Annotated in this window: 13 protein-coding genes; 6 read left to right on the top strand and 7 right to left on the bottom strand. The window is 44.6% G+C overall.

All coding sequences use genetic code 11. The features are described 5' to 3' along the window. Nucleotides 1-226 precede the first annotated feature (226 nt). The 6 genes from KIH43_RS04610 (at nt 227) to KIH43_RS04635 (ending at nt 5,209) form a co-directional block, all read left to right on the top strand. Nucleotides 227-1,003 carry a ferredoxin--NADP reductase gene (locus KIH43_RS04610; RefSeq protein ID WP_297718224.1) on the top strand — a complete coding sequence of 259 codons (777 nt, stop codon included), beginning with the start codon at nt 227-229 and terminating at the stop codon, nt 1,001-1,003. 110 nt (nt 1,004-1,113) lie between these two features. Further along, on the top strand, nt 1,114-1,278 hold the full coding sequence (locus KIH43_RS04615; protein WP_297718227.1) for a hypothetical protein: 165 nt from the start codon (nt 1,114-1,116) through the stop codon (nt 1,276-1,278). 14 nt (nt 1,279-1,292) lie between these two features. Continuing rightward, nucleotides 1,293-2,087, top strand: a complete 795-nt coding sequence (locus KIH43_RS04620; RefSeq protein WP_297718230.1) for a sulfite exporter TauE/SafE family protein — start codon at nt 1,293-1,295, stop codon at nt 2,085-2,087. Then, a complete protein-coding gene (locus tag KIH43_RS04625; RefSeq protein WP_297718233.1) occupies nt 2,084-2,812 on the top strand; it encodes a phosphoadenylyl-sulfate reductase in 729 nt (242 codons plus the stop codon). The genes KIH43_RS04620 and KIH43_RS04625 overlap by 4 nt, the downstream gene beginning before the upstream one ends. Nucleotides 2,813-2,849: 37 nt before the next feature. Beyond that, nucleotides 2,850-3,773, top strand: a complete 924-nt coding sequence (cysD, locus tag KIH43_RS04630; protein WP_297718235.1) for a sulfate adenylyltransferase subunit CysD — start codon at nt 2,850-2,852, stop codon at nt 3,771-3,773. After that, the gene (locus KIH43_RS04635; RefSeq protein WP_297718237.1) at nt 3,773-5,209 is read left to right on the top strand and encodes a GTP-binding protein; all 1,437 of its coding nucleotides are present in this window, start codon (nt 3,773-3,775) and stop codon (nt 5,207-5,209) included. Before cysD ends, KIH43_RS04635 begins: the two co-directional genes overlap by 1 nt. Nucleotides 5,210-5,303: 94 nt before the next feature. Here the strand turns inward: KIH43_RS04635 and fdx are convergent, their stop codons facing one another. The 7 genes from fdx to KIH43_RS04670 form a co-directional block, all read right to left on the bottom strand. Further along, nucleotides 5,304-5,642 carry an ISC system 2Fe-2S type ferredoxin gene (fdx, locus tag KIH43_RS04640; RefSeq protein WP_297718240.1) on the bottom strand — a complete coding sequence of 113 codons (339 nt, stop codon included), beginning with the start codon at nt 5,640-5,642 and terminating at the stop codon, nt 5,304-5,306. Between the two features lie 20 nt (nt 5,643-5,662). Beyond that, nucleotides 5,663-7,528: a Fe-S protein assembly chaperone HscA gene (hscA, locus tag KIH43_RS04645; protein WP_297718243.1), complete on the bottom strand. Its 1,866-nt coding sequence runs from the start codon at nt 7,526-7,528 to the stop codon at nt 5,663-5,665. Nucleotides 7,529-7,555: 27 nt separating this feature from the next. Continuing rightward, nucleotides 7,556-8,083 carry a Fe-S protein assembly co-chaperone HscB gene (gene hscB / locus KIH43_RS04650; protein ID WP_296969518.1) on the bottom strand — a complete coding sequence of 176 codons (528 nt, stop codon included), beginning with the start codon at nt 8,081-8,083 and terminating at the stop codon, nt 7,556-7,558. Beyond that, nucleotides 8,061-8,384 carry an iron-sulfur cluster assembly protein IscA gene (gene iscA / locus KIH43_RS04655; protein WP_068948041.1) on the bottom strand — a complete coding sequence of 108 codons (324 nt, stop codon included), beginning with the start codon at nt 8,382-8,384 and terminating at the stop codon, nt 8,061-8,063. Before iscA ends, hscB begins: the two co-directional genes overlap by 23 nt. An 8-nt stretch (nt 8,385-8,392) precedes the next feature. Beyond that, complete coding sequence (gene iscU / locus KIH43_RS04660) at nt 8,393-8,779, bottom strand: Fe-S cluster assembly scaffold IscU (RefSeq protein WP_296969524.1); 387 nt, start codon at nt 8,777-8,779, stop codon at nt 8,393-8,395. Nucleotides 8,780-8,800: 21 nt separating this feature from the next. Next, complete coding sequence (locus tag KIH43_RS04665) at nt 8,801-10,021, bottom strand: IscS subfamily cysteine desulfurase (RefSeq protein WP_297718248.1); 1,221 nt, start codon at nt 10,019-10,021, stop codon at nt 8,801-8,803. A 68-nt stretch (nt 10,022-10,089) separates the two neighbouring features. Further along, complete coding sequence (locus KIH43_RS04670; protein WP_296969527.1) at nt 10,090-10,659, bottom strand: Fe-S cluster assembly transcription factor; 570 nt, start codon at nt 10,657-10,659, stop codon at nt 10,090-10,092. Nucleotides 10,660-10,775: the final 116 nt, after the last annotated feature.

The following is a 10,775-nucleotide window of genomic DNA, read 5'->3' on the forward strand; positions in this document are numbered from 1 at the left end:
ATATTAATTAATATTATATTTAATAGTATATTAATAAACACTGGAAATCAAGTGCTGCACCTTTTGTATAACAGCATGTGGAAAGCACCCCCTCATGCCCAAAAGAAATTCAGTGCCTGCGTGAGCCTTTGAAAATACCAAAGATCATTCGAGAAGCGATATAAATCAATAAAGATTGATCTAAATTGAGGATAATAGAAGCTTAGTTATCACAATTTTCGCTCTTATGGCTGCCTACAATACAGAAACTGTTCTTACCGTTCATCATTGGAACGACACTCTTTTTAGCTTCACCACCACCCGCAATAAAGGATTGCGCTTCCGTAGCGGTCATTTTTTGATGATTGGTCTCGAAGTAGACGGCAAACCATTGGTTCGCGCCTATAGCGTTGCCAGCCCAAATTATGAAGAGCACTTAGAGTTCTTAAGCATCAAGGTACAGGATGGCCCCCTAACTTCACGTTTGCAAAAGATTCAGGTGGGAGACCCCATCTTAGTGAGCGAAAAGTCTGTTGGCACTTTAGTTTTAGATGATTTAAATCCAGGCAAACATCTCTACCTATTTAGCACTGGCACTGGTTTAGCTCCATTCATGAGTATCATTCGCGACCCAGAAACTTATGAGAAATTTGAGAAAGTTGTGCTGATTCACGGTGTGCGCCTAGTGAGCGAACTTGCATATGGTGAGTACATTAAAAATGAATTGCCCAAAGATGAATATCTTGGTGAGCTGATTCGTGAAAAACTGATCTACTACCCTACCGTAACTCGCGAAGCATTCAAACATACTGGTCGCTTAACCACCGCCATTGAATCAGGCCAACTTTTTAAAGATATTGGCTTGCCACCGTTAGATCCCGCCGTCGATCGCGCCATGATTTGCGGCAGTCCATCCATGCTAAAAGAAACTTCTGAAATGCTCGATGCTAAAGGTTTTAAAGTTTCTCCAAGCCTTGGCCAAATGGGCGACTATGTCTTCGAACGGGCTTTCGTAGAGAAATAATCTGCCAATTATATATATCTAAAAGTAATTTAGATATCGCTATATATTTCTTGTAGATATATAGACCCCTTGGTAAATTCCTTCTAAATAGAATTTACCAAGGAATACTGATGTCCCCTGTTAGAGAACACTACAACCCCGTCATCACCCAGTTACTTCGTGAACATGACCGCCTTCCTCATGAAAACATCGAGGAACGCAAAAGCTTTCAGCGAAAAATTCTATTCCTAATGAATGCCATCAAGCTCGAAGAGTTTGAGCAGTCCTTCGCGTAATTTCAGGCGGATACATGCTGCAGTTTTTTTTAGACTCCTCTCACTTCATTGTTTCTGGCGCTTTAGTTGGATTATTGGTAGGGATGACCGGTGTTGGCGGCGGTTCATTAATGACACCATTGCTCACGATTATCTTTGGCGTAGCTCCAACAACTGCAGTTGGTACTGATCTAGCATTTGCCGCAATCACCAAAGGGTTTGGAACTGCTGCACACAGACTGCATGGCAATGTTCGTTGGGACGTTGTCAAACTGTTATGCATTGGTAGCCTGACCACTGCAATTATTTCAATACTAGCCCTCAAATACATAGGGCCTGTTTCAAAAAACTTTAATCACTTCATCAGCTTCTCAATTGGTATCTCCGTTTTATTAACAGCGGTTTCCCTATTGTTTAGAGCAAAAATTTTGAAATGGGTTCAAGAAAATCCAAAATTATTACCTAGCGGTACTAATCTTAAGACTGCAACCATCATTGTTGGAGCGGTCATTGGCGTCTTGGTGACTGTTTCCTCAATTGGAGCGGGCGCAATTGGTGCAACATTAATCTTGGTGCTTTACCCTCATCTCAAGCCAGCGCAAGTTGCAGGAACGGATATTGCTTACGCAGTCCCATTAACTGCGCTTGCAGGCGCAGGCCATTGGTGGCTAGGAAATGTTCATTTTGCTTTGCTATTTGGACTGCTACTTGGATCAGTACCTGCTATTTGGCTAGGGGCCAAACTTTCCAGCACACTTTCAGAGCGTGCTACTAGAACTACCCTCGCAGCAACCTTATTTCTCGTTGGCATAAAGCTAGTCACCTCATGATTTACCCAGAGTTTTGGTTTATTCCATTAAGCGCCATCACGCCTACTGAGTTTGCTGAAAAAACGGCTGTTTTAAAGCAGCGCCTATCGGATATTTCTCAACGCTTTGCTGATGTGCGTTTTGCCACTAGCTTGGCAGCCGAAGATATGGTGGTTACTGATGCGATTACTAAAGCCAATGCCAAGATCAAGCTGTTTACTTTAGCGACAGGTCGCTTGCATCAAGAAACCATCGATATGGTCAAGATTACCGAAGATCGTTATGGCGTCAAAATTGAAAAGGTTTACCCAAAAGAAAGTGATGTGCAAGCTTTTATTGATCAATACGGCATGAATGGTTTTTATGATGGTGAGGAGCCAAAGAAAGCATGTTGTGGTGCACGAAAGATCAAACCGCTCAATGCGGCACTCATTGGTGCAGATGCTTGGATCACTGGCCAACGTCGCGAACAATCTACAACCCGCACAGAACTCAATTTAGAAGAGCTCGATGATGCAAGGGGGATTGCTAAATTTAACCCCTTATTTGATTGGAGTGAAGCCGATATCTGGGCTTATATCAAACAAGAAAATGTACCGATTCATCCGCTACACCTTAAAGGCTACCCCAGCATTGGCTGCGAGCCCTGCACGCGCCAAGTAAAAAAGGGCGAGGATATCCGTGCAGGTCGCTGGTGGTGGCTTCAGAGCGATAGCAAAGAGTGCGGCTTACACGAAAACAAATAATCCAATTATTAAAAACTTAGCAGAAACGAATTACAGAATGTCAGAACAAAAATTGCTTGATGATCATCTAGATTGGCTTGAAGCCGAATCAATCTACATCATTAGAGAAGTAGTAGCGCAGTGCGCCAATCCAGCCATGTTATTTTCTGGTGGCAAAGATTCCATTGTGATGTTTCACCTCGCTCGAAAAGCGTTTCAGTTTGGCGATCGTCCTGTAAAACTACCCTTTCCCATCCTGCATATTGATACTGGTCATAACTATCCTGAAGTCATTCAGTATCGTGATGATGTAGTAAAAAATACTGGTGTGAAGTTAATTGTGGGTCACGTAGAAGACTCCATCAAAAAAGGGACTGTACGTCTACGTAAGGAAACTGACTCACGCAATGCCGCACAAGCAGTAACTTTGCTAGAAACCATTGCCGAACATGAATTTGATGCCTTAATGGGTGGTGCCCGCCGCGATGAAGAAAAAGCTCGCGCCAAAGAACGCATTTTCTCGTTCCGTGATGAATTTGGCCAATGGGATCCTAAAGCGCAACGTCCAGAGCTGTGGAATCTCTATAACGCGCGTATCGCTAAAGGCGAGAATATGCGTGTTTTCCCAATCTCCAACTGGACTGAACTTGACGTCTGGCAATACATTGCACGCGAGAATTTGGCGCTACCAAGCATCTATTACACACATCAACGTGAAGTAGTGAAGAAAAATAATCTCCTTGTGCCAGTAACCGATGTCACACCAAAAGCACCTGGTGATATCAGTGAAATTTTGAGTGTCCGTTTTCGCACTGTGGGCGACATAAGCTGCACCTGCCCAGTACTAAGCACTGCCGCCAATCCCCTAGACATCATTGCCGAGACGGCAATTACTGAAATCACTGAACGTGGTGCAACCCGTATGGATGATCAAACAAATGAGGCCTCAATGGAGCGCCGCAAGAAAGAAGGTTACTTCTAATGACGACTAATCAACATCAAAACGTAGTACGCTTTATTACTGCCGGAAGCGTTGACGATGGCAAGAGCACTTTAATTGGTCGCTTGCTATATGACACTAAATCCATTTTGGTCGATCAGCTTGAGTCTCTTTCCAAAACCAAACATGCTCGCGTTACTTCTTCAGATGCTGGCGTTGACTTAGCCCTTCTCACAGATGGTCTTGAAGCAGAACGTGAGCAAGGCATCACCATTGATGTCGCGTATCGCTATTTTTCGACACCAAAACGTAAGTTCATCGTGGCAGACGCCCCAGGACATGAACAATATACCCGTAATTTGGTGACCGGAGCCTCGCAATCTGATGTTGCCGTGATCTTAGTCGATGCTACTCGCGTTGACCTAACTACCAGTCCAGCCACGTTATTAGATCAAACTAAGCGCCATGCAGCAATTGTGCATTTACTTGGTTTGCGTCACGTCGTATTTGCGATCAACAAGATGGACTTATTTGAATTTGATGAAAAGGTCTACAACACGATTAGGTCCGCTATTGAAGATCTTGCCAAGAGGATCGGCCTACCGACACCGACATTAATTCCGATTTCTGCATTACTGGGCGCTAATGTCGTTACAAGAAGCCAGCATACCCCTTGGTATAACGGCCCTACCCTGCTTGAATTACTAGAGGGGCTAGATGCTAGCCCTGAATCTGAAAAGTTAGCCCTTCGATTTCCTGTGCAATATGTCGCACGCCAGGATGGTAGCGCCTCAGATGATTTCCGTGGCTACCTTGGGGAAATTGAATCTGGCAGCATTCGTAAAGGACAGAAGATTAAGGTGTTGCCTGGCGGATCAGAGGCTACTATTGCAGAGATTTATTTAGGAAATCACTCAAATCGCTTACAAAAAAATGGTAGCAATGCCGTTGATTCCGCAGAAACTGGCGATGCCGTTGCTATTAAGCTAGCTGAAGATATTGATATCTCCCGTGGATCTTTGTTTATTAACTCAGAAGATAGCAAGCCGCCCGTATTAAGCAAGCAGCTCTCCGCTGACTTATGCTGGCTCGATAGTGAACCACTGTCATTAAGCCGGAAATATGCCCTGCGTCACACCACCAATACAGTTGGCGCAAAGGTGAAGAATATTCAACAGGTCTTAGATGTGAAAACGCTTTCGCATGCCAGCGATGTTCATGCTCTGTCTACCAATGAAATTGGTAGAGTAGATTTCATTTTGCAAAAGCCGATTGTTGCAGATTTATTTGATCAATCTCAACGCACTGGCGCTTTCATTTTGATTGATGAAGCAACCAACCATACCGTTGCAGCTGGGATGATTCGCGAGGCAGCCCCCCCAGTAACACCTTCAACCCGTTTTTCTCAAAAGAAAAGCCATCCCAAGGGATGGCTTAAAGAGATTTATGGAGGTGCTACTAAAACAACTACAGAATGAACAATTCCATGTTAGTGCCTTTATTTCTCGACATTGGCAAGCATTGCATTCATTTGGGCTTAATGCACTAAATTAGTGCCACTACTGATCTTTTTTAGTGATTCTCTTTAGCGTGATTGATCGAGTATTTAGGAATTTCGATCACGAGATCTTCTTTGGCCACAATAGCTTGGCAAGATAAACGAGATTGCGGATTCAGGCCCCAGGCACGATCGAGCATATCCTCCTCGTTTTCATCGGGGGGATTCAGGCTTTGGTACCCCTCTTTCACAATCACATGACAAGTGGTGCAGGCGCAGACCATATCACATGCATGCTCAATCGGAATGTCATTTTCTAATAACGCCTCACATATAGAGGTGCCAGGCGTAGCCTCTACTACTGCACCTTCTGGACAATATTCGCTATGCGGAAGAACAACAATCTGAGTCATGGAATTTTCTATTTTTTAATTTAAATTTCTGCAACATTCTTACCGGATAACGCCTTTTGAATACTAGCGTTCATTCTTTTTTGTGCAAATGCATCAGTGGCTTTTGCAGCATGATCGACTGCTTTTCTTACCACCGCACTATCTGTCTCCTCCAGCAAAATCTTTTGTAGTTTTGTCATTTCTTGATCAATTGCAAGCTGTTCATCTTCGTTTAACAGATGACGATCACTCTCAAGTGCTGTTTTGACAGCATCTAATAAACGCTGAGCACTCACTTGCTCTTCTCGCAATGATCTTGCCAACAAATCTTCTTTTGCGGATGCAAAACCATCTTGAAGCATGCGAGTAATCTCGGCATCGGTTAAACCATATGAGGGTTTGATATCAATAGATGCCTGCACTCCAGAGCCTTGTTCGGTTGCGCTGACTGATAAAAGACCATCCGCATCTACTTGAAAAGTGACTCGAATACGGGCTGCTCCAGCCGCCATTGGCGGGATACCACGCAACTCAAAACGACCTAATGAACGACAGTCTTGTGCTAGTTCACGCTCGCCTTGCACCACCTGAATTGCTAATGCGGTTTGACCATCCTTAAAGGTCGTGAAATCTTGGGCTCTTGCCACAGGAATAGGCGTATTGCGAGGAATAATTTTTTCTACCAGTCCACCCATCGTTTCGATACCGAGCGATAGCGGAATGACGTCAAGCAATAGCCACTCATCATCTTTGCTTTGATTACCCGCTAATAAATCTGCTTGCATTGCAGCGCCTAATGCAACGACTTGATCAGGATTTAAATTATTTAATGGTTGCGTGCCAAATAATTCACCTACAGCCCGTTGCACATTAGGCATGCGCGTAGATCCGCCAACCATGACAACACCTTTAACGTCTTCTGCTTTTAAGCCTGCATCTCGTAGCGCCTTTTTACAAGACATCAAAGTTTTATTCACGAGATTTTGAGTTATCTCAAAAAATTGGGCCTGGCTAACACCAACATTGACCACCGTTCCATCGGAAAGCGTCTCATGCACACGTGCCAAGGGGTTATGACTTAAGGATTCTTTTGCCTGCTTGCAGGCTTGTAACAAAGTTCTGTGGTCATGCACTGATAGAGGTGGCAACTTTGCTTGCTCAATGACCCAACAGTAAAGACGATGATCAAAATCATCACCGCCTAGCGCAGAATCTCCGCCAGTAGATAGCACCTCAAATACACCCTTACTCATGCGCAATATGGAGATATCAAATGTGCCGCCACCCAAGTCATAAACAGCGTAGATACCTTCAGAAGCATTGTCTAAACCATAAGCAATTGCTGCAGCAGTTGGCTCATTGAGTAAACGTAATACTTCAATACCCGCTAACTTAGCTGCATCTTTGGTTGCCTGACGTTGCGCATCATCAAAATATGCAGGTACTGTGATCACCGCACCCACAATGTCATCATTGACTGAATCTTCAGCAAGTTGGCGCAAGCGAGCCAAAATTTCTGCAGATACCTCTATAGGACTCTTGTCGCCAGCAACGGTTCTCAGTTTTAACATTCCAGGCTGATCTACAAAATCATAGGGAGTGCTCTCGATGTGCTCTACATCTGTTAAACCCCTGCCCATAAAGCGCTTCACGGAAACAATGGTGTTTTTCGGATCCACCACGACACTATCTAGCGCCTCAAAGCCAGCCTCTGTTCGCCCATTAGGCAAGTAACGCACTACCGATGGCAATAGTTCACGCCCTTGCTCGTCTGCAAGAACTTTGGGTAAAGCATCTTGAATAATGGCCACTAATGAATTGGTAGTGCCCAAATCAATGCCCACTGCTATGCGGCGCTGATGCGGTGCAAGTGATTTGCCTGGTTCAGAAATTTGTAAGAGCGCCATGATGATTCTTCTATTGTAAATAGCGCTTCAAATTAAAGCCGCAATGGTGTCGTCCAACTCAACAGCAAACTTATCAATAAATAATAAGCCACGTAAAAGTTCTGCAGCATGCGTATAGTTTTTAGCAACATCAATTGCTTGTGCAATTTCTTGAAGAACATTCTCTTTGGATTGCTCCACTTCTGACATCAATTCTTCTAATGCTGGCAAATCTTCGGCTTGTTCATCAAGACTTTCTCGCCATTCCATTTGTTTCATTAGAAAAGCCGCCGGCATTGAAGTATTGGTTTCTAACTTGGCATCTACACCATGCAACTGGCATAGGTATAAGCCACGTTGGATAGGGTTTTTAAGGGTTTGATAAGCAGTGTTGGCGAAAGTTGCCATCTGCATAGCTACCCGCTGCTCTGCTTCACTGCCACGGGCATGACGGTCTGGGTGAACTTCCTTTTGAATTGCTAAATACGCCTGATCAAGCGCAGGCAAATCGATATTGAATTGCTGATGAATGCCAAAGAAGCGAAAGTAATCGTCAGACGCGGAAGGATTCGCCACAACCACACTCATCTTTTACGTTGGGATTTTGAAATTTAAATCCTTCGTTCAAACCCTCACGCACAAAATCTAATTCTGTTCCATCAAGATAGGCCAAGCTTTTTGGATCCACAAAAACTTTAACGCCATTCGATTCAAAGACTTGGTCTTCGGCGGCAGGCTCATCAACATACTCCAACTGATAAGCCAAACCAGAACAACCGGTTGTGCGAACGCCTAAACGCAAGCCACAACCTTTGCCGCGCTTTTCAAGATTGCGGTTAACGTGCTTTGCTGCTTTTTCAGTTAAGGTAATTGCCATGATGTTACTTATTTACTTGGATGTTTTTCTTTGTAATCTGCAACTGCCGCTTTAATTGCGTCTTCGGCCAGAATGGAGCAGTGGATTTTCACGGGCGGTAATGCCAATTCCTCGGCAATTAAGGAATTTTTAATCTCCAGCGCTTGATCCAAGGTCTTACCTTTTACCCATTCAGTTACCAATGAGGAAGAGGCAATTGCAGAGCCGCAGCCATACGTTTTGAATTTGGCATCCTCAATGATCCCCTGATCATTTACGCGAATCTGCAACTTCATCACGTCGCCGCATGCTGGCGCGCCAACCATACCAGTACCAACGCTGTTATCGCCCTTCTCAAAAGAGCCAACGTTGCGGGGATTTTCATAATGGTCAATGACTTTTTCGCTGTATGCCATGATATTTCCTCTTAAATGTCTTTAGTGTGCAGCCCATTGAATCGTGCTTAGGTCGATTCCATCTTTATACATTTCCCACAATGGAGAAAGTTCGCGCAACTTCGCAATCTTGTCTTTAACCAACTGGATTGTGAAGTCCACTTCCTCTTGAGTAGTAAAACGACCCAAGGTAAAACGAATGGAGCTATGTGCCAACTCATCATTGCGGCCAAGCGCACGCAATACATAAGAAGGCTCCAAAGAAGCAGATGTGCAGGCAGAGCCAGATGAGATCGCCAAATCCTTGAGCGCCATCATCATGGATTCACCTTCAACGTAATTGAAACTGATATTGAGGTTATGAGGCACACGGCTCTCCATATCCCCATTCACATAAACCTCTTCGATATCTTTTAGGCCATTAAGCAAACGATCACGCAGGGTACGAATGCGCTTACTTTCTTCAGCCATCTCAATGCGGGCAATACGAAATGCTTCGCCCATACCAACAATTTGGTGAACCGCCAGGGTTCCTGAACGCATTCCACGCTCATGGCCACCGCCATGGATTTGAGCTTCAATACGAATGCGAGGCTTGCGACGTACAAACAAAGCGCCGATGCCCTTTGGGCCATAGGTCTTGTGTGCTGAAAAACTCATCAAGTCCACTTTGATTTTTTCTAAATCAATTTCAACCTTACCGGTAGCCTGAGCTGCATCAACATGAAAGATGACGCCGCGTGAACGGCAGAGATCGCCAATGCGAGGAATATCCTGCACTACACCAATCTCGTTATTCACATACATGACAGAAGCCAAAATCGTTCCTGGCTTCATGGCTGATTCAAGTTGTGCAAAATCGATCAATCCATTAGGCAGCACATCTAAGTAAGTGACTTCAAATCCTTCTCGCTCCAATTCACGGCAAGTGTCTAGTGTTGCCTTGTGCTCTGTCTTCACAGTAATGATGTGGTTACCGCGATCTTTATAAAAATGCGCAGCACCCTTGAGCGCCAAATTAATACTCTCTGTTGCGCCACTAGTAAAAATGATCTCTCTGGGATCAGCGTGTACCAATTGCGCCACTTCAGAACGCGCCCACTCAACCGCCTCTTCTGCAGCCCAACCATACGCATGACTACGAGAAGCGGCGTTACCAAATTGCTCACGCAAGTAAGGCAGCATCTTATCAACCACACGAGGATCAATCGGTGTCGTGGCCGAATAGTCCATATACACCGGAAAGTGTTTGGGACTAAACATCGGAACCGGTTGTTGAGGCAAATCTTGTGGTGCGTTCATGATGTGTTTTATTTATGTAGGAAAGTGATTTAACTTTGCCGAGCCAAATTAAATACTGAATTAATTAAAGGTGCCTTAGGTGCAACTTCCTTCTTCGCAACTAAAGCGGGAGCAGATTTTTCAACTTTCGGACTATCCACCTTGATTTTCTTTTGGCGCATGTCCTGAATCACCATTCCACGTCCTTCTTGCTGTTGCACCAAATCTTTTAGAGTGACTGAGCTAAGGTACTCAACCATTTTGAGATTCAGATTGCTCCAAAGATCATGAGTCATACAGCGACCATGCCCTTCCTCCTCAGAATGACAATTGCCTTTACCGCCACACTGAGTAGCGTCAAGCGGCTCATCCACTGCCACAATAATGTCAGCCACACTGACTTCATTAGATGGCCGAGCAAGCGTGTATCCGCCACCAGGGCCGCGGGTACTCTCAACAATGTTGAAGCGGCGCAACTTGCCGAACAACTGCTCAAGATAAGAAAGGGAGATCTTTTGTCTTTGACTGATGCCAGCCAAAGTCACAGGTCCATGCGATTCACGCAGGGCTAGATCAATCATTGCGGTTACTGCAAAACGGCCTTTAGTTGTAAGTCTCATATGTCACCTTGGTAATGGATTGTTATGGACAGCTCATGGGCGGGCGGGTAATACCCGACCATTCCACTCAACTTTACCATAAGACCCAGCAATCTGCTCGGGAATTATCCCAAAAA

This window comes from Polynucleobacter sp. (assembly GCF_018500155.2).
Classification (GTDB): Bacteria; Pseudomonadota; Gammaproteobacteria; order Burkholderiales; family Burkholderiaceae; genus Polynucleobacter.

Excerpts from the sequence above, each read along its gene's own strand:
- KIH43_RS04610 (WP_297718224.1), top strand. The coding sequence starts at position 227 with ATGGCTGCCTACAATACAGAAACTGTTCTTACCGTTCATCATTGGAAC.
- KIH43_RS04615 (WP_297718227.1), top strand. The coding sequence starts at position 1,114 with ATGTCCCCTGTTAGAGAACACTACAACCCCGTCATCACCCAGTTACTT.
- KIH43_RS04620 (WP_297718230.1), top strand. The coding sequence starts at position 1,293 with ATGCTGCAGTTTTTTTTAGACTCCTCTCACTTCATTGTTTCTGGCGCT.
- KIH43_RS04625 (WP_297718233.1), top strand. The coding sequence starts at position 2,084 with ATGATTTACCCAGAGTTTTGGTTTATTCCATTAAGCGCCATCACGCCT.
- cysD (WP_297718235.1), top strand. The coding sequence starts at position 2,850 with ATGTCAGAACAAAAATTGCTTGATGATCATCTAGATTGGCTTGAAGCC.
- KIH43_RS04635 (WP_297718237.1), top strand. The coding sequence starts at position 3,773 with ATGACGACTAATCAACATCAAAACGTAGTACGCTTTATTACTGCCGGA.
- fdx (WP_297718240.1), bottom strand. The coding sequence starts at position 5,642 with ATGACTCAGATTGTTGTTCTTCCGCATAGCGAATATTGTCCAGAAGGT.
- hscA (WP_297718243.1), bottom strand. The coding sequence starts at position 7,528 with ATGGCGCTCTTACAAATTTCTGAACCAGGCAAATCACTTGCACCGCAT.
- iscA (WP_068948041.1), bottom strand. The coding sequence starts at position 8,384 with ATGGCAATTACCTTAACTGAAAAAGCAGCAAAGCACGTTAACCGCAAT.
- iscU (WP_296969524.1), bottom strand. The coding sequence starts at position 8,779 with ATGGCATACAGCGAAAAAGTCATTGACCATTATGAAAATCCCCGCAAC.
- KIH43_RS04665 (WP_297718248.1), bottom strand. The coding sequence starts at position 10,021 with ATGTTTAGTCCCAAACACTTTCCGGTGTATATGGACTATTCGGCCACG.
- KIH43_RS04670 (WP_296969527.1), bottom strand. The coding sequence starts at position 10,659 with ATGAGACTTACAACTAAAGGCCGTTTTGCAGTAACCGCAATGATTGAT.